The following is a 22,322-nucleotide window of genomic DNA, read 5'->3' as shown; positions in this document are numbered from 1 at the left end:
AGAGCAGACTCCTGTGCTTGTTCAGCCAGCCCCTTTACAGCTTTGTGCACAAGATTATGATAACGATCCTTTTGCACAAATGGAGTTTGATTTAACAGTAAAAGAGGGAGAGATCGCCGATCAAGATCCAGCCCCTAATAGCTATGTATTTACCTATTATGCAAGTCAAGCAGATTTAGAGGCAGATCAGCCTATAACAGATCCGACCGCTTATCAAAACATAGCCAACCCTCAAACGGTTTATGTAGAAGTAACCAATAGTCTTACCGAAAACAACTGTAGTAATGTAATCAGTCTAACCATAGAAGTATTACCACTGCCAAGTCCAAGTGAGACTGATTTAGAAGCATTACGTCTTCAAGGCTGTGATGATGATAATGATGGGGTTGCTGTAGATCCTTTTAATCTAATCCAGAGCGGTCAATTGATTGCTGGAGGAGAGAATGTGGAGATCAGTTATTATAAGACAGAATTTGCAGCGGAAGAGGGCGATGAAACTGCAGCTGAGTTTATAGCAGATCCATCGAATTATATAAATGAGCCTAGTTTTAATGAGCAAAATGAAGAAGGATTAAGCGTACAGGTTATTTATGCTCGTGTCGATAGTGGTATCAATGGTAACTTCTGCTATGTGATTGTTCCTTTTGAGTTGCAAGTTATTGGAGCCCCAGTGCTGAATCCTGCCGGCGATCCTAATTTCGGGTATACCCTATGTGAAGATGGTAGCAGCGGCGAGGCAGCGGTTAATTTTGATGACATTACCGAAAACCTTTATGATCCTGTAGATGGTGATCCTTCAACGATTATTCCATTATTGGATCCGGCCACCGATCAAGATCAGAATATTGATAATTATACGGTAACTTACTATGCGTTTGAAGAAGATGCAGAGGATGGAGTAGATCCTTTACAAAATGGAGAGCTAGCTACTAATGGAACGCTTTATTATATTCGCGTGGAGTATACTAATACCGGTTGTTTTAACACTGATGCCATTGGAGTAGTAGAGATTACAGTAGAGGAGCGTCCATCGATTGTAGATCAACCCATAGCAGAAGAGTTCTGTTCAGATGAGCCTGGCGGAGACAGTGTAAGTATTGATTTAACGCAGTATAACGATCAAGTAAACCCAGGCAGTCCTCAAGGCACAGCCGTGGTTTATTATGCAGATCAAACCGCCTATGAAAACGGAGAAGCTATTCAAGAGCCTAGTTTTTATACTACTGTAAGTAATCCACAGACGGTGATTGTAGAGACGATCAACACTACAACGTTATGTGAATCGCCAAGTGTAGCGGAGATCACCATCAGTGTGAATGACCGTCCATTGGTAGATATTAGCGATTATGACGGTTTATATATTTGTGAAGACAGTAATCCACAAACTCCTGTAGAAGGCGGTAATTATGATCCTATTATAATAGATACCGGTTTAAATGAATCTGATTATAGCTTTGTATGGACCTTAGACGGGGTAACTTTAAATGAAGATGGTGCAAGTATAAGCGCAGATCAAGCCGGAACTTATGAGGTGACGGTAAGTGATCAAGATGGTAGTATTGTCTGTAGTACGAGCAGTAGTGCAACGATCACTGCCGGCAATCCACCAGAGTTTGAGGTGAGTCCGCTAACACTATCGTTTGAAGAAGATCATGCGATCTTGGTGAGTAATATCAGCGGTGAAGGAGATTATGAGTTTAGATTAGATAACGGACCTTGGCAGGCAGCTGCAGCAGACGGCACCTTGACTTTTACGGATGTGGAGCCAGGCGAACACTTGGTATATGGAAGAGATATTAATGGATGTGGAACTACGGTGAAGGTGATCTCTTTTATCGATTACCCAAAGTTCTTTACTCCTAACCAAGACGGGTATAATGATACGTGGAACATCATCGGATTGCAAGACCAGCCACAAGCGAAGGTGTATATCTTTGATCGCTACGGGAAATTGATCAAACAGATCAGTCCTGTAGGCGAAGGATGGGATGGAACCTATAATGGTAAGCCGATGCCATCGAATGATTACTGGTTCAGAGTAGAATACTCGGAAAGCTTACCCGATGGTAGTCAACAACCAAGAGAATTTAAAGCAAACTTTACACTAAAAAGATAAAAGAAGAATTATCAGCTTTACTACAAGGTCAAGGGATTATTTGGTATTGTACTTGTACTCTTCAATTAAGTAAAGTATATTTTGAATAGTTTAATTTTAAGGATTTATTTAAAAATAGAAAAAACAAACCCAAGTTATTAGCTAACTTGGGTTCTTGCATGAAAAAAGTAATATGATTGCGCTACATTATACGGTCTAAAATATAACAGTTAACAATCATGCTTTAAAAGCTATAATTATCTTATAACCTGTTTTTTAAAACAACTTATCGACAAAGTTATAAATAATTATGTTGAACTGCGTGTTTTTTAACGAAAAAGTAAGTTTTATTTACTGATGAGGGATTGAAATTGTAGTTTGTCGATTTAGAGAATTAAATTTTTAAACTCGAACCTCTTGATTTTGAATAAGGTCTAAATAAAGGTTTACTTTATTTTTCAGTTCCTTTCTTGGTGTTATAAAATCTAAGAATCCGTGTTCTTTTAAAAACTCTGCCGTTTGAAAGCCGTCCGGTAATTCTTTTCCGGTAGTGTCACGAACTACACGCGGACCCGCAAAACCGATTAAAGCACCTGGTTCAGAAATATTGATATCACCGAGCATCGCAAATGATGCGGTGGTTCCACCTGTTGTAGGATCTGTACAAAGTGAAATGTAAGGAATTCCGGCATCACTTAATTGCGCTAATTTTACTGAAGTTTTAGCCATTTGCATAAGCGAATAAACGGCTTCCATCATTCTTGCACCTCCAGATTTAGAAATAATCATAAAAGGAACTTTTTTCTTTAGCGAGTAATCTGCTGCCCTTGCAATTTTTTCTCCTACGACAGAGCCCATAGAACCTCCAATAAAACGAAAATCCATACAGGCGATAACCAATTCTTTACCTTTAGACTTACCTACGGCAGTTCTAATAGCGTCTTTTAAGTTTGTTTTGTCTTGCGCTTCTTTTAAGCGTTCAGGATACTTCTTTTTATCTTCAAACTTTAGCGGATCTTTTGCTGATAAATTTTTATCAAGTTCTTTATATTTATTATCGTCAAATAAAATACTGAAGTATTCGTGACTACCAATTCTTACGTGGTAACCATCTTCCGGACTTACGTAGAAGTTTTTTTCTAATTGCTCTGCATCAACAATTTTTCCTGTTGGTGATTTATACCATAAACCTTTTGGTACATCTTTTTTATCTTCTGTTGCAGTCTGTATTCCTTTTTTTGTTCTTTTAAACCAAGCAGCCATAATGTGTGGTGTTTAATAAATACTAATTGATAAGTAAATACGAGAAATTATAAAGTGTTTACGTTGTTAAGATCTTCAAAAGCTTTCTTTAATCTAGCTTTAAACGTTTTCTCACCTTCTCGTAACCATTTTCTTGGGTCGTAATATTTTTTGTTTGGTAAATCTTCTCCTTCAGGATTTCCTATTTGTGTTTTTAAATAGCCTTCGTATTCTTTCATATAATCACGAACACCTTCTAAAAATGCATATTGTAAATCAGTATCAATATTCATTTTTATCACGCCATATCCAATTGCTTCTCTGATTTCTTCTACGGTAGAACCGCTTCCACCGTGAAAAACAAAGTCGATATGATTATGTTCTACGCCATATTTCTTAGTAATATATTCTTGAGAATTCTTTAAGATTTTTGGTGTTAACTTTACATTTCCAGGTTTGTAAACCCCGTGAACATTTCCAAAAGCAGCGGCAATGGTAAATTGATCGCTTACTTTGCTCAATTCTTCATAAGCATAAGCAACTTCTTCTGGCTGAGTGTAAAGTTTAGAAGAATCTACATCTGTATTATCAACACCATCTTCCTCACCTCCGGTAATGCCTAATTCAATTTCCAGGGTCATTCCCATTTTGCTCATTCGAGCTAAATACTCTTTACAGATTTCAATGTTTTCCTCAAGTGGTTCTTCACTTAAATCAATCATGTGTGAGCTGTAAAGTGGTTTTCCGGTTTCCTTGAAAAACTTTTCTCCTTCAGTTAATAAACCGTCAATCCAAGGAAGTAATTTTTTCGCGCAATGATCAGTATGCAAAATTACGGTAGCACCATACGCTTCAGCTAGGGTGTGAATATGTTTTGCTCCGGCAACACCTCCTAAAATTGCTGCTTTCTGGTTTGTATTATCTAAGCCTTTTCCTGCATTAAAACCAGCGCCTCCGTTTGAAAATTGAATAATAACAGGCGAATTTAATTCTGCTGCAGTTTCCATAACAGCATTTATGCTATCTGAGCCAACTACATTTACAGCGGGTAAGGCATAGTTATTTTCTTTGGCGTGATTAAAAATTTCTTGAACTTCTTTTCCGGTTGCTACACCGGGTTTTATATTGTGACTCATGCTATTGATTTAAATTTAACGTTACAAAATTAATAAAATAAAACTGCTTAGAACGGATAATTAATACCAACATTATAAACAGCGTTTCCAAAATTATAATCTCTAAACCATTGTTGATCCGAAGCTGCAGGATTATAGGTCTTAAATCCTATATCTAAACGAATTACGAAAAAATCGAGATCGTATCGAAACCCGAAACCGGAACTGACAGAAAGTTCTTTTATGTCTGAAAGTGACGAAAAAACTGCTTTTTCATCTTCTACGCTGTCCCAAATATTCCAAATATTTCCTACATCTACAAATACCGCACTGTTTAATGCGCCAAACAAATTAAAGCGGTACTCAGTATTAAAAGTTAATTTCATGTTGGCTTCGTTAAACTCATTAACTCCCCCGGTACTTCCCGGGCCTAAATCATATGCTTGCCAACCCCTGTTATCATTAGCGCCACCGGCAAAAAAACTACGAGCAAAGGGAATGCTGTTAGAGTTACCGTAGGGAATAGCGATTCCTCCTAAAGCTCTAATGGCAAGAATATTTTTCTGTCCTAAATTCCAATGTTTTATAAAGTCTATTTCTGTTTTTACGTATTGTGAAAATTGAACACCGAATAAATCATACGTATTGTTATCGTTTTCTTTTAAATTTAAAACGGGGGCTAATAAAGAAAGTGTGTTACCTACGGCTTCTAACTTTACTCTAAATTGTGTAAACTCTTCATCATAAATATTTTCACGTGTATTTTTGATGAAATTGAAGTTGGATCCGATAATTAAATTGTCTTCTGTTAATCGGTCTTGACGTTCTATAATATTGCTGGCTTCTTGTTCTTCATCACTATTTAAACTTATAGCATTATTGTTGATATCATTAATAAAACCGCTTGTTCCATCGGGAATTATCAAATCTGGCGGATTGTTATCTGAAGGGTCAATAGGTTCAAAATAATCTGGATTTACTTGATCTATATTATTCTGTGCAATTTCATTTAATCGATTATAGGAATTTCGGTAAACATTAAAATAATTTCCGGTGTTTAGGTTTCTTACATATTGTAAATCTAGCAATTCAAAGCGGTGTGTTAGCTCTTCTGAAGGATACCAGCGATAGAAATATTTTCCGGTAACATTTTGTTTGTCTAGACCGATGTTGTTTTGCGTACTTACCCCAACGCTTAAAGTGGTAAAAGGCGACATAGATTTTGGGATAATTCCTTCAGTATTAAATAAAAATGCAATTTTAGGAAAGGTGAGTTTTACATCGGCACCAACTTCAGAGATATTAAAAAAACGATCTTCGCTATCTGCGGCATCTTTAGAAGAACCAATACTTGTTCTTCCGGCGACTTCAAAAATTTCGGCACCTCCAAAAACATTTCGTATTAAAAGCGAACCACCAAAACCAATTCCGAAATCTTGAATATTACTCTGAGAAACATCAAAATTAAAATCAACACCAAATTTTGGTTTGGGTGTTAAAAAAATATTGCTGATTAATTTTGTTCCGGTTGTATCTCTCGGGTCAGGCATATATTGAATATTCGGATATTTAAAAATCCGTAATTCATTCATTCGTTTATAGGTTAACGATCGATCTAAATCTCTATAAACTTCTCCTTTCTTGATAAAAACAGCATCGGTAATAGCTTCGGGTTTAAACTCCATTTCGTCAAAACTGTAGACATTGTAAGTTTCTACTTGTGCAGAATCTGTAATAGGAGAACCGCGTTTAGCATATTCATAATCAAGAAAAATATTGACTTCACTTATTTTATGAATTTTGTAAGGAACTCGATAAGTAGTGTCTTCTTTTTGAACTTCTCGATTGGCAACAACTAAATCTATATTGGCTTTATGATTGGTATTAATAGTATCGGCATCAAAAGAAACATAATCTTGTTCAAAATGAAAAAGTCCGTTGTTTCTAAATAGTCGTGTTATGCGTTCGCGTTCAGCTTCAAACTTTTGTGTATTAAATTGCTCGCCAGAAATAATAAGGCTTTCATCTTTATGGTTTTGATAAATAGAATCAGCAACCGGGGTTACAATTCTATTTTCAATAGAATCTAGAATGTAGGCTTGGTGTGTTTTTACATAATAATCTATACTGGCACGCTTATTTTTACTTTTAGTGATTTCAAAATCTGTTTCGGCATTAAACCAACCGTGATTCCAATACCAAGCGCGTAATTGATTAGCAGAATTTTCAGCTTTATTTTCATTTAAAATAACGGGTGCTTCTCCGGTTTCTTTTAAAAACTCATTAAAATTTACGTAGCTGTTTCCTAAACGTTCTACTTGTTTTTTCGATAAAAATTTAATGAGTCGTTCTTCTCGTTTTGGTTTTTTATAGAGCCAATTGTAAAAGGAAGAATCGGGTTCTGGTTTTGCTGTATTATAAATATGCAAGCGCAATGGCACACCAATTAATGGCAATTCTATATTTGGTCTCTGAGAAAGTTGTCCGTAAATTTCTTTGGTTGATATTTTTTCGCCGTCTTGATATATGCTATTTTCGGTCAGTAAATGTTCATTCTCATCAACTCTTTTTACCGCATTACAGCCTAGTATAATTCCTACTAAAAGAATTAATGATATTTTTGTAGCAACTGATCTCAAATAGGAAAATTTACAGGTCAAAAATACATCATTTTATGATTAGCAAAAGCCAAATAAAGTTAATAAACAGCTTATCACAAAAAAAGTACCGAAATAAATATGGGCTTTTTGTTGCTGAAGGAATAAAAGTAATTAAAGAACTTTTAAATTCTAATTTTGAATTGGAAGTTCTTTTTGCTGAAGCAGATATTTTTTTTACCGAAAAAAATAAATCAGAAATTATTTCATCGGCAGAATTGAAGAAAATATCTAAACTGAGCACGCCACAGACTGCTTTGGCTTTATTTAAAATTCCACAATACGAAGTTAAACAAGAGCCTTCTTTTTCTATAGCACTAGATGGAGTGCGTGATCCGGGAAATTTAGGAACCATAATTAGACTTTGTGACTGGTTTGGAGTTTCTCATTTAATTTGCTCTACCGATACGGTAGATTGTTACAATCCTAAAGTAGTGCAAGCTTCTATGGGTTCTATAACGCGCGTAAAAATTTTATATACCGATTTGCCTGAATATTTACGCCAAACAAAACTTCCTGTTTACGGAACTTTTATGGACGGTAATTCTATCTATAAAAAGAATTACACTCCTAAAGGAATTTTGGTGATGGGAAATGAGGCTAACGGAATTTCAACACAAGTTGAAGCTTTTACCACCGAAAAAATTAGCATTCCTCAGTTTGGAGAAAACCTAAAAACCGAAAGTTTAAATGTAGCCACTGCTAGCGCAATTTTACTAAGCGAATTTAAACGTAGTTTATAAAATTATTGAAAAGTAAAGTTGATAAACACACCTCTTGTTGCCATTTTATCAATATTTCCGGTATAAGGGCTATTTGGGTCTACATCTCTTTTTAATTCATCATTTATAGCGAAAATCCCTCGAATGGATGGAGTGAATTTAAAAAAGAACAAGTAAAAATCAACTCCAAAACCTACTTCGTAGTAGTACGTGGTGCTATTCATTCTAAATTCTCCAACACTGTTATCATCAGGGTTATCCTCGTTACTGGATAAATTGATTGAAGTCGAAACGCCGCCAACCACAAAAGGTTTGAAATTATTGAGTCGTTTGGTAGAAAATTTCACCAATAACGGAATGTGGACATAAGTAGATTTTACTTCTCTAAAATTATCATCAGGAATTTCGGGGAAGGTTAAGTTTCTGTTAGCAAACATAACTCCCGGTTCTAGACGTAAATCAATATAATCGTTAATTCGCAAATTTCCGATTAGACCCACATTAAAACCTATGCTTTTTTCAACAAGAATATCTCGAGCTTCTTCTTTATAATCAAATTTAAAATCATAAGAGTTAAATCCTAAAAAATATCCCCAAGACCAACGTTGTTTATCAAAGTTGTCTAAGTTTTTAATTTTTGATCCATCTCTAAAAAACCCTTGTGCTTGAATACCTTGCAGCGTTATAAAAAAACTTAAAATAAAAAATACTTTCTTCATACACTTATTTTGATGCCGTATAAATTGTTGCTACGCCAAGCGTTTGTGGCTTATCTTCTATACTAGTAAACCCAACTTTTTCTAAAATATTGTTGAACTTTTTTCCATAAGGAAAAACGGCGGCACTATCGCTTAAATATTTATAGGCTACTTTATCTTTTGAAAAGAGTTTTCCGATAATAGGAAGAATTAATTTTGAATAAATAGTATATCCTTGTTTATAAGGCACCTTGGTAGGTACAGAAGTTTCTAACACAACAAAAATTCCGGTAGGTTTTAATACACGTCGAATTTCGGCTAAACCTTTTTCCAGGTTTTCAAAATTTCGAACGCCAAAAGCTACAGTAATGGCATCAAAAGTATTATCGCCAAAAGGTAAAGCTTCAGAATCGCCCTGTACCATTTCAATTTTTTTGGTAAGATTTTTTTTCGCAATTTTTTCTTTCCCAATATTCAGCATGCCTTGAGAAAGATCTAAGCCCACAACTTCTTTAATACCGGCTTCAGCTAAACTAATGGCTAAATCTCCGGTTCCAGTAGCAATATCTAATGCATTTTTTGGATGCGTATCGCAAACCAGATTTATAACTTTCTTTCGCCAAGAGGTGTCAATTCCAAATGAAATCACACGATTTAATCCGTCATAATTTTCAGAAATCTTATCAAACATTTGCTCAACCTGCTTCTTTTTTGTCAGTTTAGAGTCTTTGTAAGGAATTACCTTTTTCGCCATTACAAAATTTTTGGCAAAGATACATTTTATAGCTTAGATTCTAAGCTTAGCGCTAAAAAATTGCTTTTTAGTTACTTACCTAATTCTATTAAAATACCCTATCTTTGTTGCGGTAGAAAATTTCATCTTTACTATGAAGATTATTATAGCGGGCGCTGGAGAAGTTGGTTTTCACTTGGCAAAATTATTGTCTTTTGAATCTCAAGATATTACTCTAATAGATAGTAATAAAAAAAATCTAGAGTATGCCGATACGCATTTAGATATTCAAACTATAAAAGGAGACGCTACTTCTATAAAAGTACTGAATGATGCACAAATAAACGGTTCAGATCTTGTTGTTAGTGTAACTTCAAGCGAAACCACCAACATTACCGTTTGCGTTTTGGCAAAACAATTGGGTGCAAAACGTACGATTGCCCGTATTTCTAACACAGAATTTTTAGAGCATAAAAGTGAAATCGGATTTAAAAAATTTGGTATAGATGAATTAATTTCTCCCGAGGCTTTGGCTGCAAAAGAGATTGAACTTTTACTAAATCAATCTGCTTTTAATGATACTTTTCAGTTTGATGATGGCGCTTTAACAATGGTAGGTTTTAAACTTTCCAGAAACGCCTCTTTTGTTAGAAAAACAGTACAAGAAGCAGCCGAAATTTTTCCAGAATTACATTTCGTACCTATCGCTATTCAACGGTATGGGACGCAATATACTTTGATTCCACGTGGAGATACCCAGTTTAAAGAAGGTGATCAAGTTTATTTTGTAACTACCGAAGATGGCGTAGATGAATTATATAAACTTACCGGAAAAGTAAAGCAGGAAATTAAAAATGTAATGATTCTTGGTGGAAGCAAAATAGGGCGACGAACCGCTAAAGATTTAAGTAAAGCAAAATTTAACGTAAAACTGATTGAAACCGAGCGCGATAAAGCCTACGATCTGGCAGATGAGCTTCCAAAAGTTTTAGTGATTAATGGCGATGGAAGAAATGTAGAGTTAATGGAAGAAGAAAATATCCATGATATGGATGCCTTTATTGCGCTGACCGGAAATTCTGAAACTAATATTATTTCTTGTTTGGTTGCAAAATCTAAAAGTGTACCCAAAACAATTTCTTTAGTAGAAAATATGGATTATTTTCAGCTGAGTCATTCAATCGGAATAAATACACTTATCAATAAAAAACTTTTGGCTGCAAACACAATTTTTAGATTTGTGCGAAAAGGAGAAGTTGTGGCAATGACAAAGCTAAACAGTATGAATGCTGAGCTTTTAGAATTTATTGTCAATAAATCTTCTAAAGTTGCCAATAAAAAAATTGTACAAATAGATTTACCGCGTTCTGCTATTATTGGCGGTGTTATTAGGGAAGGTGAAGGGAATATTGCTTTAGGTGACTTCTTGATCAAGCCAGGCGATAGAGTAGTGGTTTGTTGTTTACCACGTTCTATTAGAAAGGTTGAAAAACTATTTTTATAATGCCAAAACTTAACTTCCGTATCATTATTCATATCATGGGCTTGCTATTACTTTGTAATGGAGGCTTTATGCTTATTGCAGCCCTGGTAAGTTGGTATTATGCAGATGGCGTAACCATGCAAATTACTGCAGCTTCATTAACCACAATGTTTACCGGAGTTTTGCTGATGTTTATTACGCGAAACCATCAAAAATTGATGAAACAGCGCGAAGGCTATATAATAGTAACATTAGGCTGGATTTCCATGGCGCTAAGCGGAATGTTACCTTATTTATTTTCTGAAGCAATCCCCGATGTAACTGATGCATTTTTTGAAACAATGTCCGGTTATACCACAACCGGAGCAACTATTCTAAATGATATTGAAGTAATTCCTGAAGGTATTTTGTTATGGCGTAGTTTAACACACTGGATCGGCGGAATGGGAATTATTGTATTGGCAGTTGCTATTTTGCCACTCTTAGGAATTGGCGGAATGCAGCTTTTTGCAGCAGAAGCTCCCGGTCCAAGTGCCGATAAGTTAAAACCCAGAATTGCCGACACAGCAAAACGTCTTTGGTTTATTTATGTGGGCTACACGGTTGCTGAAACCATTTTATTGAAAGTAGCGGGAATGAGCTTTTTTGATGCAGTAAATCACGCATTAAGTACACTTTCTACCGGTGGTTTTTCAACAAAAAATGCAAGTATCGCTTATTGGAATGATCAGCCGTTGATACAATATATTTTAATTCTCTTTATGTTTTTAGCGGGAATGAATTTTGTAATGAGCTATTTTAGTTTTAAAGGAAAAATTCAGCGCGTATTACAAGACGAAGAATTTAAGTGGTATTTTATTTTTATAGCCTCGTTTACCCTTATCGCTTCCTTACTGATTTATTTTGAAGCTGATATAGGTTTAAGTTCTATAAAGCACCCTATGGTTTTAGGTGAAGCTGAAAGTGCTTTTAGGCACGCACTTTTTCAGGTTTTATCGGTGATTACTACAACTGGTTTTGTTTCGGCAGATTTTACCATGTGGACCCCATTTTTAACTATTTTCTTTTTTGGAATGTTTTTTCTAGGAGGTTCTGCGGGTTCTACAGCGGGTGGAGTAAAAGTAGTTCGTCATATTATTATGATTAGAAACGGGATTACTGAGTTTAAACGCGCTTTGCACCCCAATGCTATTTTACCCGTTCGTTTTAACGGAAAAATGATTAAAGAAAGTATAGTTTTTAATATTCTAGGTTTCTTTGTTTTATATATGCTAGCCTTTATTATTGGTGCGGTGGTACTCGCTTCTATGGGCTTAGATTTTAAAACTGCAATTGGTGGAGCAGCATCATCTTTAGGGAATATTGGTCCTGCATTTGGTGCTTTAAGTCCGGTGAATAATTTTGATGCGCTTCCTGCACCCGGAAAATGGTGGTGCGCTTTTTTAATGCTAATCGGGCGATTAGAATTATTTACCGTATTAATTTTATTAACTCCTTTTTTCTGGCGTAATAGATAGCTTTAATTATTCCTCTTCTTGTGAATTTTGTGAATCCCAATTGCTAAAAGATTAAAGCCACTATAAGAATTGTAGCTTTAATAAACGTTTCTTCGTTTGGAACATATTTATTTGAAATTAGCAAAAGTACACAGGTAACTCTATAAATATTCCATTTTTTGGTTAATTCTTTCATTAAAATCATAAAGTATATTCTGCTAGAATCTTCTGTACTTCGTAAATGTCTACTTTTTTATTAAATTTTTTAGCGATACTAGGGTTTTGCTCTCCCGAAATCCAGATTTTTAATTCGGCATCTAGATCAAAACTTCCTGCGGTTTCTATGCTAAAACGCGTAATGCTTTTATAGTTTACAGAAAAATATGATACTTTTTTTCCGGTTAATCCTTGTACATCTATAATGATAAGTCGTTTGTTGGTAAAAATAAATGTATCTCTAATTAATTTAAAACCAACTTCAACTTGTTCAGAATCGGTAAAGAGTTTACCATATTTAGTTAGAAGTTCATCTTTTTCGATGTTGGCAGCATTGCCTAATAGTCCTGAAAATAGTCCCATTTTCTTATTTTTTTGCGCGAGGGATTGAACGTTTGTTTGAGCTCTTTTGAGATTCCTGTTTAAAGGAATAGAAAAAAGCGAGTAGTGAAAGCCCGACCCCTTTTTTGGGGTCGCGCCCAAATGAGTTTAATTTTTTAAGCTTTTCATATCAATCACAAAACGATATTTTACATCAGATTTTTTTACGCGTTCAAAAGCGTTATTGATGTCTTGCATGTCGATAAGTTCGATATCTGAAGTAATATTATGTTTGCCGCAAAAATCTAACATTTCTTGCGTTTCTTTAATTCCGCCAATAACCGATCCGGCTACACTTTTACGTTTTGAAATTAAAAGACCGCCATGCATTTCTTCTAAGGGCTCTATGGCGCCAACCAAAACCATAGTTTTGTCGCGTTTAAGCAATTGTATATATGGATTCAGGTCGTGTTTAACAGGGACAGTATTTAATAAAAAGTCAAAAGAATTGGCATGTTCTTTCATCTGCTCTTTATCTTTAGAAATGAGCACATCGTGGGCGCCTAGTTTTTTTGCATCTTCTTTTTTATCTGGCGATGTGGTTATCATGACAACTTTTGCGCCTAGAGCTGCAGCAAACTTTACGCCCATATGACCTAAACCGCCAAGCCCAACAACGCCAACTTTATCTCCTTTTTTTACGTTCCAATGACGTAGTGGTGACCAAGTTGTAATTCCGGCACAAAGTAATGGTGCGGTTGCTTTGGTGTCTAAGTTTTCAGGAACAGATAATACAAATTCTTTGTCAACTACAATTTTTTCGGAATATCCTCCAAATGTATGTCCGCCTAAATGTTTGTCTTTAGAATTATAAGTGAGTGTTGCACCTTTTTCGCAAAATTGCTCAAGATTTTCCTTACAAGAATCACATTCTTGACAAGAATCTACCATACAACCTACGGCAACTAAATCGTCTTTTTTAAAGTTTTTTACGTTATCGCCAACTTTAGTTACGCGACCTACAATTTCATGTCCTGGTACTACGGGGTAATTAGAATTTTTCCAGTCATTTTCTACTTGGTGAATATCGCTATGGCAAACGCCGCAATAATCAATCTCTATTTGTACGTCATCTGCTAAAATATCTCGGCGTTTAATTTCAAAAGGTTTTAAATCTGCTTTGCTGTCTTTTGCAGCGTATGCATTTACAGTTTTCATAGTTATTTATTTTACTGTAGTATACGGCAAATTTTACTTATTGAAGGAGAAAAAATTGACTTTAGAATTTTTTTAACGTGAGTTCTTATAATTGCTTTATGTTGCTGATATTCATACCTTAGTAGAATAATCAACCAAAAAAATTAGAAATTATGAAAAAAGTTATATTGTGGCTTAGTGTTTTATCACTTATGAGTTGTAAGCCAACAAGCTTTGCACTTGTAGAGGCAAATGATGATATTCATCGATTAATTATTAGTGAAAAACCACCAAAACGAGTTACCAATACTCAAAAAGTTACTCGTATTGCGGGTTGGTCGTTAGAATCAATGACTATTAGCCCTAATTGCGCGTATGGCGTAATTGGACTCTTAGATCGGGATGATTTTGATGGTCATAAAACCGATGCTGAAGTTAGAATTTATAATCTATTGCAAAACAAGCAGCTTAAGGTTTTGGATAATGACGATCTTACTCAATTAATAAAAGATGGTACAGGTTTAAAATATGATGATCGTGATATTGCCTATGTTGTATTTGGTTTGGCTTGGAAAACAAAGGATGAAGTTATCATGGAAATACAACCTATTTTGCATCCATCAATAGAGTCTTTACCGCAAAATGTGAGTTTAGTGTACAATGTTAAAACAAAACAAGTAGTAGATGCTCAATTTTATTCACGTACGGCAACTTCACCAATTAGTGCGGGAAATTTCCCTGATAATTATGTGTATTCTTATTCAGTGGATAATGGAAATCTAATTATTGCAGGAAATACAGTGCAAAATGATCCTAACGGAATAAAAAAAGCCGCTGTTGCAACCCTTAGAAAGTAAGTAGCATTATCTAGTAAAAAAACCTTCAGTAATAAATCTGAAGGTTTTTTAGATAAATGATAAACGGTATTTTTAAGCTAAAGCTTTTTTAATCCGTTTAACAGCTTCTTTTATATTTTCTTCACTTGCTGCGTAAGATAAACGTAAACAATCCGGGTTACCGAAAGCTTCTCCGGTTACGGTGGCAACATTAGCTTTTTCTAATAAATACATAGAAAGATCGGTTGCATTTTCTACTCTTTTTCCGTTATATGTTTTTCCGAAAAAGGCTGAAACATTTGGAAAAACATAGAAAGCACCTTCCGGTTGGTTGCACTGAAAACCTTCTACATTATTTAAGAGATCTAAAATTAAAGATCTACGTTCTTTAAATTTATCAATCATAAATTGAATTTTACTTACCGGAGCTTTCAGTGCTGTAATTACGGCGCGTTGTGCAATGCAATTAGCACCACTGGTTATTTGGCCTTGCATTTTTGTGCAAGCCCTAGCAATTTCAGTAGGAGCACCAATGTAACCAATTCGCCAACCTGTCATAGCAAAGGCTTTAGAAACTCCATTTACCGTAACTGTACGATCGTACATATCATCAAATTGAGCCATAGAAACATGTTTTCCAACAAAATTTATGTGCTCATAAATTTCATCGCTAACAACAATAATGTTAGGGTGTTTTTTTAAAACATCGGCTAAGGCTCTTAACTCTTCTTCGCTATAGGAAGAACCACTAGGATTGCAGGGAGAGCTAAACCAAATCATTTTGGTTTTTGGAGTTATAGCTGCTTCTAGTTGTTCTGGTGTCATTTTAAAATCGTTCTCTATAGAAGTTCTTACTTCTACAGGAGTACCTTCAGCAATTTTTACAATATCTCGGTAACTTACCCAATATGGGCAAGGTAAAATAACTTCGTCTCCAGGATTTAAACAAACTAAGGCAACATTAGCAAGCGATTGTTTTGCACCGGTAGATACTACAATTTGGGAAGCATTGTAGGTTAATGAATTATCTCGTTGAAACTTTTCGATAATAGCTTCTTTCAATTCTGCATACCCGTCAACCGGGGTGTAAGAATTATAATTATCATTAATCGCCTGAATGGCCGCTTCTTTTATAAAATCTGGTGTGTTAAAATCTGGTTCTCCTAAACTTAAACTTATAATATCTTTACCTTCAGCTTTTAACTCTCTTGCTTTAGCTGCCATGGCAAGCGTAGCGGAAGTCTGTAATTTGTTTATTCTATCTGATAAAAATGATTGCATGGAGTTGATTTGTTAGTTTTTTAAATTGAAATTGCAGGTTTTGCTCCCATTTCTTTTAAATGCTCAAAATGGGCTATTATTGCTGCACGGGTTGTCTTATATTCATGATAGGGTAAATTAAATTCGTTAGCTGTTTCTCTAACAATTTTAGAAATTTTACTGTAATGAATGTGACTAATGTTGGGGAAAATATGATGTTCTACTTGGTGATTTAAGCCTCCTGTAAACCAATTAACCACTCTGTTTTTTGTTGAAAAATTTACCGTAGTAAATAATTGGTGAATTGCCCAAGTATTTTTCATAGAGCCTTTTTCATCAGGTAAGGGCATTTCGGTTTCTTTAACCACGTGTGCTAATTGAAAAACAATACTCAAAATAAGTCCGGCGGTGTAATGCATAATAAAAAAGCCTAATAAAATTTTCCACCACGCAATGCTTAAAATCAACATTGGAATGATAATCCATATTGAAATGTATAAACCTTTTGTTACCGCTAAAGTGCTCCATTGTTTAACTGGACTAGGCATTTTTCCGTAAGCCAATTTCTTTTTTAAATAACGTCTAGTTTGTTTAAAGTCTGTGGTTATTACCCAATTGAAGGTTAATAATCCATAGAGAAAAATAGAGTAATAATGTTGAAATTTATGAAAGCTTCTCCACTTAGAATGTTCGCTAAAACGAATTACACGCCCGGCTTCTAAATCTTCATCATGCCCATGTATATTAGTGTAAGTGTGGTGTAATACATTATGTTGTACTTGCCAGTTATAAACATTTCCGGCTAAAATGTACATACTGCCGCCCATAATTTTATTAACCCATTTTTTTGAAGAGTAGGAACCGTGATTTCCATCGTGCATCACATTCATGCCCACACCAGCCATGCCAATGCCCATAACAATGGTTAATAAAAGCATCCACCATTGGGAAATAGGGAGCGTTAAAATAATAAAATACGGACTTAGAAAAAGCGAAAACATAATTATAGTTTTCAAATGTAATTTCCAATTTCCGGTTTTACGAAGTTCATTTTCTTTAAAATACGTGTTTACACGCCTATTTAAAGTTCTAAAAAATTTTGCTGAATCTACTCGAGAAAATCTAACGCTATGCTGTTTCATTTATTTGATGATGAGGTAAAACTCCAAATTTAAAAATTAATAAGCTTATTTTAGTATAATATTGTAAAACTTACTGAAGTAAATTGATTTTTTTCATTTCTTAATATACGAAATAATTCAAAAAAAGTTTACATTCATATCAATTTCAAAAAAGTAAAGTTTATTTTACCGTTGTAAACGAATTTTTCAGCATTAAATTGTTATCAAGTATGATTGCAGCAATCTCTCTTTTTGTCATTATTACCATTTCAGCTTTAATAACAAAAGTTGCGGCTATAGCACTTATGCATACCGGCTTATCTACTGAAGCTGCAAAATTTCAGGCACGATCTGTATACACAGGTACCGGCTTTACCACACAAGAATCAGAAAAAGTTATTAATCATCCCGTAAGGCGAAAGGTTATTTACATTTTAATGCTAGTTGGTAATGCCGGAATTGTAACAACTATTTCTTCATTAATGTTAACTTTTTTAATTCCTAATGATAATAATTCACTTTTATATAGTGTTATTTTTATTGTAGTTGCTTTAACTGCCTTGTGGTGGGCCATACAAAGTGATGTCGTAAATAAATGGTTAGCCAAAATCATAGATAAAGCATTAACGAAATATACCGATATTGATGTAAAAGATTATGCTGCTATTCTACATCTTTCTGGGGAATATCAGATTTCTGAACTAAAGGTGCGTAAAGATAGTTGGTTAGCAAATAAAACATTAGAAGAATTAGAATTGAGAAAAGAAGGTATAAATTTATTGGGGATTGAACGGGAAGGTGAAGAATATATAGGATCACCAAATGGAAAAACAAAAATAAGAATTAACGATATAATTACCATGTATGGTCGTGATGAAGTATTTAAAAACTTAGACGAGCGTGAACGTAATTTTAGAGGAGAAATGAGTCACCAAGAAATAATAAAACGTCAAAAAGAATTGGTAAAACAAAAAGATTGAATATTTTTTATTTAGGCTTTTTATTAATTTCATTGCCTTATTTTTGCTGAAAAATTTTCATTTTGAAAGAAATACTTCAACATTTTCCAGAATTAACCGAACACCAAAAAAGTCAGTTTGAAGCTCTTGCCGGACTTTATAAAGATTGGAACCTGAAAATAAATGTGGTTTCCCGTAAAGATATTGATGAAATTTATCTACGTCACGTATTGCATTCTCTAGGAATTGCAAAAATACAAGTTTTTAAACCGGGAAGTAGTGTCATGGATGTTGGTACCGGAGGCGGATTTCCCGGAATTCCTTTAGCCATTCTTTTTCCTGAAACACAATTTCATTTAGTAGATAGTATCGGTAAAAAAATAAAAGTGGTTAATGAGGTAAAAGAAGGTTTAGCATTAGAGAATGTAAAAACTTCTAATTGTCGGGTAGAAGAAATTGATGAGCAATATGATTTTATTGTGAGTAGAGCAGTAGCACAAATGGAAACTTTTGTACGTTGGGTAAAAGGCAAAGTGAAGAAAAAAAGTGAACACGAATTAAAAAACGGAATTCTTTATTTAAAAGGTGGCGATCTTACCGAAGAACTAGCCAAATACCAAACCGCAAAAATTTACGAATTATCAGATTATTTTGATTCTGAATTTTTTGACACCAAAAAAGTAGTTCATCTCCCGATGAAATTTAAAGGATAAAAAAAAGCCTCAAGAAATTGAGGCTTTTTTTACAATATCATTACAGATTATTCTCCCATAAAAGGATATCTGTAGTCGGTTGCAGGAACAAAAGTTTCCTTGATTAATCGTTGAGAGACCCAACGCTGTAAGTTCAATTTAGAACCGGCTTTATCATTGGTACCACTATTTCTAGCACCACCAAATGGTTGTCTACCTACAACAGCTCCGGTACATTTATCATTGATATAAAAATTACCGGCAGCATTTTGTAAAATATCTGTTGCTTGTGCAGCCGCATAACGATCTTTAGAGAATACAGCCCCGGTCAATGCATATTGACTTGTATTATCAACAGTTTCTAAGGTTTCTTCCCATTTATTATCGTCATAAACATAAATAGTAACAACCGGTCCAAATAATTCGGTTTCCATAGTTGTATAATGTGGGTCTGTAGTTAAAATCACAGTTGGTTCTACAAAATAACCTTTAGATTTATCGTAATTTCCACCGATAATTACTTCAGCTTTTTTATCTTTTTTAGCTTGATCTATATATTTCGCAAGCTTGTCAAAAGAACGCTCATGAATTACAGCATTTATAAAATTGCTCATATCTTCAGGAGAACCCATTTTAAAAGATGCAATATCTTCTTCTAATTGTTCTCTAATTTCAGGCCATAAACTTTTTGGTAGATAAATACGTGAGGCAGCACTACATTTTTGCCCTTGAAATTCAAAAGCTCCTCTAGAAATTGCGGTAGAAACTTCTTTCGTGTTTGATGATGGGTGAGCAATTATAAAATCTTTTCCCCCGGTTTCTCCTACAATTCTTGGGTAAGTTTTGTAATTATGAATATTATTTCCAATTTTAGCCCAAATGTCTTTAAAGATTTCTGTACTTCCTGTGTAGTGAATTCCAGAAAAATCTGGACTTGCTAAAACAGTATCGGTAATCATTTCAGGATCGCCCATAACCATATTAATTACCCCATCAGGCACACCTGCTTCTTTAAATACATCCATTAAAATTTGAGCAGAAAAAACTTGGCTATCACTCGGTTTCCAGATTGCTACATTTCCCATTAAAGCTGGTGCTGTTGGTAAATTCCCTGCAATTGCTGTAAAATTAAAAGGTGTTATAGCATAAACAAATCCTTCTAACGGACGGTGTTCTACACGATTCCAAGCAGTTTCGTCAGATTCGGGCTGGTCGTCATAAATTTCAGACATGTATTCTACGTTAAAACGTAAAAAGTCGGCAATCTCGCAAGCAGAATCAATTTCAGCTTGAAAAATATTTTTTGATTGCCCGATCATAGTAGCTGCATTCAATTTATATCGGTAAGGACCAGAAATTAAATCGGCTGCTTTTAAAAATACGGCAGCACGCTGTTCCCATTCGAGTTTCGCCCATTTCTTACGAGCTTCTAAAGCTTCATCAATTGCTTTTTCGATATGTTTTTTTTCAGCTAAATGATAAACACCTAAATTATGTTGATGATCATGCGGCGGGTGCATAGTAGCTGTATTTTTAGTTCTGACTTCTTCAGAACCTATATACATCGGCACATCTGCTTTTTGATTATATAAATCTTTATACGTTAGTAGTACTTCTTCTCTTTCTGGAGTTCCCGGCGCGTAACTTTTAATTGGCTCGTTTACCGCTGGCGGGACGTGAAAAAATCCTTTCCCCATAATTTTATCTTTTTTTTTAGTTTTTAATTAATTTCGAGTAAATATAGAGAAAATAAAGCAACTGTGCTTTCGTAATTCTGTAAGGTTTTATTAAATTGTGTTAAGTTGTTTTTAATGTTATAAAACCCTTAAAAAACTCATGTGTACCATTACGTTTATTCCAATTTTAACCGAAGAAAAAAGCTTTATTATTACCTCTAATCGTGATGAAGCTTCTAATAGAAAAACGCTTCCGCCGAAACTGGTAGAAGAAAATGGAGTGCGCTTGTTGTATCCTAAAGATGATAGAGCTGGTGGAACTTGGATTGGAGCAAGCGGACAAGATAGATTGGTTTGTTTGATGAATGGTGCCTTTAATGCACATGAACGCAAAGAATCTTATAAGAAAAGTAGAGGTGTAGTAGTGAAAGATTTTTTGCTTACCAGTGATGTGTTAAATAAAGCTGAGCAATATAATTTTGAGGGAATCGAACCTTTTACCATGATTATTGTAGTTTGGAAAGTTGGCTTAGAGTTATATGAACTTATTTGGGATGAAACAAAAGTGTATTTTAATAAGCTTGATAATGTGCCACATATTTGGTCGGCTTCTATGACCTATACTGATGAGATGAAAAAAACTAGAGAAAACTGGTTTAGAGAATTTTTAGAAAAAGAAAATATTACAGCAGAGCAACCGGAAAAAATGTGGGATTTTCATCAAACAAGAAATGAAAATAAAAATGTGGGTTTTATTATAGACCGCGGCTTGCTGAAAACTACAAGTATCACTCAGTTTGTATATTCAAATGAAAAAACCGGAATGCGATATAAAGATTTAATTGATAATAAGGAGACTCGGGTTGAATTTTAAATAACGAATTATATATTTAAATCCTCGCTCAAAAATTATTTATGAAATATTTATCCTTATTATTGATTTTTACAATTTCTCAACTCAGTTTCTCCCAAGATTTTATACTTCTTGATAAAGAAACAAAAGCGCCTTTGCCTTTTGTCTCGGTTTACACCACAAATACCGGTGTTTATTCAGATGCTGATGGAAAAGTGAAATTAACTCAAGACTTTAAAGAAACAGACACCATATCAATTGAAATGCTCGGTTTCCAAGTCAAAAAAGACGTGGTGAATAATATAGAAAAATTAGACACTATTTTTTTAGAATCTAAAGTTGAAAGTCTTTCTGCTGTAGAGTTAAAAGGAGAAACTAAAACCGTAGAAATAGAAGGTACAGATAAGGGGGGTAATGGTTTTGGTGGTCCTTCTTTGACTGAACTTGTATGCGTGGTGAATCCTAATGAAAAAATTAATAAAACTTTATTGAATAAAGTTTCATTTTATTTTAAGAAAAAAAGAGGTTTTCGACATTTAAGAGATGAGAACGAAGGACACTATTTTTTATATCGATTTAATATTTATGAGCAAGATAAAGGAAGATTCATTAAAATTTATAATAGTGAGCCGTTTAAAGTTGATTTTTTCGATAAAAAAGAGATTGTGGTTGATGTAGATAAATATGTGCTTATGCAGGAAAATATTGCATTTGGTGTTGAGTGTATTGGTTTTTTTAATGAAGTAGATGAAAGGTTAGAAGAAAATACAATTAGAAATGTAGCAATGACTACTAAAAAGAATGATTTTTACGATACTGAAATGTTTATTAAAGTTCCGTATAAAAAAGATAAGGAATTATTTAGAAATTTGGATGATCTTCCTATAGAATCAGGAATGTATTTACAATTTGATCTTGAGCTCGTAGAAATAAATGAATAAAAAAGTGTT

19 protein-coding genes are annotated in these 22,322 nt (G+C 34.3%); 9 read left to right on the top strand and 10 right to left on the bottom strand.

The features are described from left to right. Positions 1 to 2,116 (top strand): T9SS type B sorting domain-containing protein (locus D9R05_RS13445; protein ID WP_162984992.1); only part of this gene is annotated, 2,116 nt, incomplete at its 5' end. 381 nt (positions 2,117 to 2,497) lie between these two features. On the opposite strand, the gene accD is transcribed toward D9R05_RS13445, so the two are convergent. From accD to tamL, 3 genes are read right to left on the bottom strand one after another with little or no spacing between them, the layout of a single operon-like run. Further along, on the bottom strand, positions 2,498 to 3,358 hold the full coding sequence (accD, locus tag D9R05_RS13440; protein ID WP_121667746.1) for an acetyl-CoA carboxylase, carboxyltransferase subunit beta: 861 nt from the start codon (positions 3,356 to 3,358) through the stop codon (positions 2,498 to 2,500). 47 nt (positions 3,359 to 3,405) lie between these two features. After that, positions 3,406 to 4,473, bottom strand: coding sequence for a class II fructose-bisphosphate aldolase (gene fbaA / locus D9R05_RS13435; protein ID WP_121667745.1), 1,068 nt, complete (start codon positions 4,471 to 4,473; stop codon positions 3,406 to 3,408). Between the two features lie 47 nt (positions 4,474 to 4,520). Continuing rightward, positions 4,521 to 7,091, bottom strand: a complete 2,571-nt coding sequence (gene tamL, locus D9R05_RS13430) for a translocation and assembly module lipoprotein TamL (RefSeq protein ID WP_121667744.1) — start codon at positions 7,089 to 7,091, stop codon at positions 4,521 to 4,523. A gap of 35 nt (positions 7,092 to 7,126) precedes the next feature. Between tamL and D9R05_RS13425 the strand changes: the two genes are divergently transcribed. Next, entirely contained in the window at positions 7,127 to 7,852 is a 726-nt protein-coding gene (locus D9R05_RS13425) for a TrmH family RNA methyltransferase (protein ID WP_121667743.1), read from the top strand. A gap of 2 nt (positions 7,853 to 7,854) precedes the next feature. Here D9R05_RS13425 and porT read toward each other — a convergent pair whose 3' ends face one another. Both porT and ubiE read right to left on the bottom strand, forming a co-directional pair. Continuing rightward, the gene (porT, locus tag D9R05_RS13420; protein ID WP_121667742.1) at positions 7,855 to 8,550 is read right to left on the bottom strand and encodes a type IX secretion/gliding motility protein PorT/SprT; all 696 of its coding nucleotides are present in this window, start codon (positions 8,548 to 8,550) and stop codon (positions 7,855 to 7,857) included. A 4-nt stretch (positions 8,551 to 8,554) separates the two neighbouring features. Further along, a complete protein-coding gene (gene ubiE, locus D9R05_RS13415; protein WP_121667741.1) occupies positions 8,555 to 9,283 on the bottom strand; it encodes a bifunctional demethylmenaquinone methyltransferase/2-methoxy-6-polyprenyl-1,4-benzoquinol methylase UbiE in 729 nt (242 codons plus the stop codon). Between the two features lie 133 nt (positions 9,284 to 9,416). Here ubiE and trkA point away from each other — a divergent pair, with 133 nt between their 5' ends. Further along, positions 9,417 to 10,766 carry a Trk system potassium transporter TrkA gene (gene trkA / locus D9R05_RS13410; protein WP_121667740.1) on the top strand — a complete coding sequence of 450 codons (1,350 nt, stop codon included), beginning with the start codon at positions 9,417 to 9,419 and terminating at the stop codon, positions 10,764 to 10,766. Continuing rightward, positions 10,766 to 12,262: a TrkH family potassium uptake protein gene (locus D9R05_RS13405; protein WP_121667739.1), complete on the top strand. Its 1,497-nt coding sequence runs from the start codon at positions 10,766 to 10,768 to the stop codon at positions 12,260 to 12,262. Before trkA ends, D9R05_RS13405 begins: the two co-directional genes overlap by 1 nt. Positions 12,263 to 12,442: 180 nt before the next feature. On the opposite strand, the gene D9R05_RS13400 is transcribed toward D9R05_RS13405, so the two are convergent. Next, positions 12,443 to 12,820 (bottom strand): PH domain-containing protein, encoded by a 378-nt coding sequence (locus tag D9R05_RS13400; RefSeq protein ID WP_121667738.1) that lies wholly within the window; start codon positions 12,818 to 12,820, stop codon positions 12,443 to 12,445. Between the two features lie 126 nt (positions 12,821 to 12,946). Next, positions 12,947 to 13,996, bottom strand: a complete 1,050-nt coding sequence (locus D9R05_RS13395; protein ID WP_121667737.1) for an NAD(P)-dependent alcohol dehydrogenase — start codon at positions 13,994 to 13,996, stop codon at positions 12,947 to 12,949. A gap of 152 nt (positions 13,997 to 14,148) precedes the next feature. Between D9R05_RS13395 and D9R05_RS13390 the strand changes: the two genes are divergently transcribed. Further along, on the top strand, positions 14,149 to 14,832 hold the full coding sequence (locus D9R05_RS13390) for a hypothetical protein (protein WP_162984991.1): 684 nt from the start codon (positions 14,149 to 14,151) through the stop codon (positions 14,830 to 14,832). A 72-nt stretch (positions 14,833 to 14,904) separates the two neighbouring features. Here D9R05_RS13390 and D9R05_RS13385 read toward each other — a convergent pair whose 3' ends face one another. Together D9R05_RS13385 and D9R05_RS13380 are read right to left on the bottom strand one after the other, a co-directional pair. Next, positions 14,905 to 16,092, bottom strand: a complete 1,188-nt coding sequence (locus D9R05_RS13385) for a pyridoxal phosphate-dependent aminotransferase (protein WP_121667735.1) — start codon at positions 16,090 to 16,092, stop codon at positions 14,905 to 14,907. Between the two features lie 20 nt (positions 16,093 to 16,112). After that, positions 16,113 to 17,213, bottom strand: a complete 1,101-nt coding sequence (locus D9R05_RS13380; protein ID WP_121667734.1) for a fatty acid desaturase family protein — start codon at positions 17,211 to 17,213, stop codon at positions 16,113 to 16,115. 209 nt (positions 17,214 to 17,422) lie between these two features. On the opposite strand from D9R05_RS13380, the gene D9R05_RS13375 reads away from it, so the two are divergent. Both D9R05_RS13375 and rsmG read left to right on the top strand, forming a co-directional pair. Further along, on the top strand, positions 17,423 to 18,172 hold the full coding sequence (locus tag D9R05_RS13375; RefSeq protein ID WP_121667733.1) for a TrkA C-terminal domain-containing protein: 750 nt from the start codon (positions 17,423 to 17,425) through the stop codon (positions 18,170 to 18,172). Positions 18,173 to 18,234: 62 nt separating this feature from the next. Next, positions 18,235 to 18,864, top strand: coding sequence for a 16S rRNA (guanine(527)-N(7))-methyltransferase RsmG (rsmG, locus tag D9R05_RS13370; protein ID WP_121667732.1), 630 nt, complete (start codon positions 18,235 to 18,237; stop codon positions 18,862 to 18,864). A 47-nt stretch (positions 18,865 to 18,911) separates the two neighbouring features. Here the strand turns inward: rsmG and pruA are convergent, their stop codons facing one another. Further along, the gene (gene pruA / locus D9R05_RS13365) at positions 18,912 to 20,540 is read right to left on the bottom strand and encodes an L-glutamate gamma-semialdehyde dehydrogenase (protein ID WP_121667731.1); all 1,629 of its coding nucleotides are present in this window, start codon (positions 20,538 to 20,540) and stop codon (positions 18,912 to 18,914) included. Positions 20,541 to 20,679: 139 nt separating this feature from the next. Between pruA and D9R05_RS13360 the strand changes: the two genes are divergently transcribed. Together D9R05_RS13360 and D9R05_RS13355 are read left to right on the top strand one after the other, a co-directional pair. Then, the gene (locus tag D9R05_RS13360) at positions 20,680 to 21,393 is read left to right on the top strand and encodes an NRDE family protein (protein WP_121667730.1); all 714 of its coding nucleotides are present in this window, start codon (positions 20,680 to 20,682) and stop codon (positions 21,391 to 21,393) included. A 41-nt stretch (positions 21,394 to 21,434) separates the two neighbouring features. Further along, on the top strand, positions 21,435 to 22,313 hold the full coding sequence (locus D9R05_RS13355; RefSeq protein WP_121667729.1) for a carboxypeptidase-like regulatory domain-containing protein: 879 nt from the start codon (positions 21,435 to 21,437) through the stop codon (positions 22,311 to 22,313). The last annotated feature ends 9 nt before the right edge of the window (positions 22,314 to 22,322 follow it).

Source organism: Mesonia aquimarina (assembly GCF_003667275.1).
Classification (GTDB): Bacteria; Bacteroidota; Bacteroidia; order Flavobacteriales; family Flavobacteriaceae; genus Mesonia; species Mesonia aquimarina.
This window is presented reverse-complemented; position numbering and strand designations above follow the sequence as displayed.

Excerpts from the sequence above, each read along its gene's own strand:
- D9R05_RS13425 (WP_121667743.1), top strand. The coding sequence starts at position 7,127 with ATGATTAGCAAAAGCCAAATAAAGTTAATAAACAGCTTATCACAAAAA.
- D9R05_RS13395 (WP_121667737.1), bottom strand. The coding sequence starts at position 13,996 with ATGAAAACTGTAAATGCATACGCTGCAAAAGACAGCAAAGCAGATTTA.
- D9R05_RS13375 (WP_121667733.1), top strand. The coding sequence starts at position 17,423 with ATGATTGCAGCAATCTCTCTTTTTGTCATTATTACCATTTCAGCTTTA.
- D9R05_RS13360 (WP_121667730.1), top strand. The coding sequence starts at position 20,680 with ATGTGTACCATTACGTTTATTCCAATTTTAACCGAAGAAAAAAGCTTT.
- D9R05_RS13355 (WP_121667729.1), top strand. The coding sequence starts at position 21,435 with ATGAAATATTTATCCTTATTATTGATTTTTACAATTTCTCAACTCAGT.
- pruA (WP_121667731.1), bottom strand. The coding sequence starts at position 20,540 with ATGGGGAAAGGATTTTTTCACGTCCCGCCAGCGGTAAACGAGCCAATT.
- porT (WP_121667742.1), bottom strand. The coding sequence starts at position 8,550 with ATGAAGAAAGTATTTTTTATTTTAAGTTTTTTTATAACGCTGCAAGGT.
- fbaA (WP_121667745.1), bottom strand. The coding sequence starts at position 4,473 with ATGAGTCACAATATAAAACCCGGTGTAGCAACCGGAAAAGAAGTTCAA.
- D9R05_RS13390 (WP_162984991.1), top strand. The coding sequence starts at position 14,149 with ATGAAAAAAGTTATATTGTGGCTTAGTGTTTTATCACTTATGAGTTGT.
- accD (WP_121667746.1), bottom strand. The coding sequence starts at position 3,358 with ATGGCTGCTTGGTTTAAAAGAACAAAAAAAGGAATACAGACTGCAACA.
- ubiE (WP_121667741.1), bottom strand. The coding sequence starts at position 9,283 with ATGGCGAAAAAGGTAATTCCTTACAAAGACTCTAAACTGACAAAAAAG.
- D9R05_RS13405 (WP_121667739.1), top strand. The coding sequence starts at position 10,766 with ATGCCAAAACTTAACTTCCGTATCATTATTCATATCATGGGCTTGCTA.
- D9R05_RS13400 (WP_121667738.1), bottom strand. The coding sequence starts at position 12,820 with ATGGGACTATTTTCAGGACTATTAGGCAATGCTGCCAACATCGAAAAA.
- trkA (WP_121667740.1), top strand. The coding sequence starts at position 9,417 with ATGAAGATTATTATAGCGGGCGCTGGAGAAGTTGGTTTTCACTTGGCA.
- D9R05_RS13385 (WP_121667735.1), bottom strand. The coding sequence starts at position 16,092 with ATGCAATCATTTTTATCAGATAGAATAAACAAATTACAGACTTCCGCT.
- D9R05_RS13380 (WP_121667734.1), bottom strand. The coding sequence starts at position 17,213 with ATGAAACAGCATAGCGTTAGATTTTCTCGAGTAGATTCAGCAAAATTT.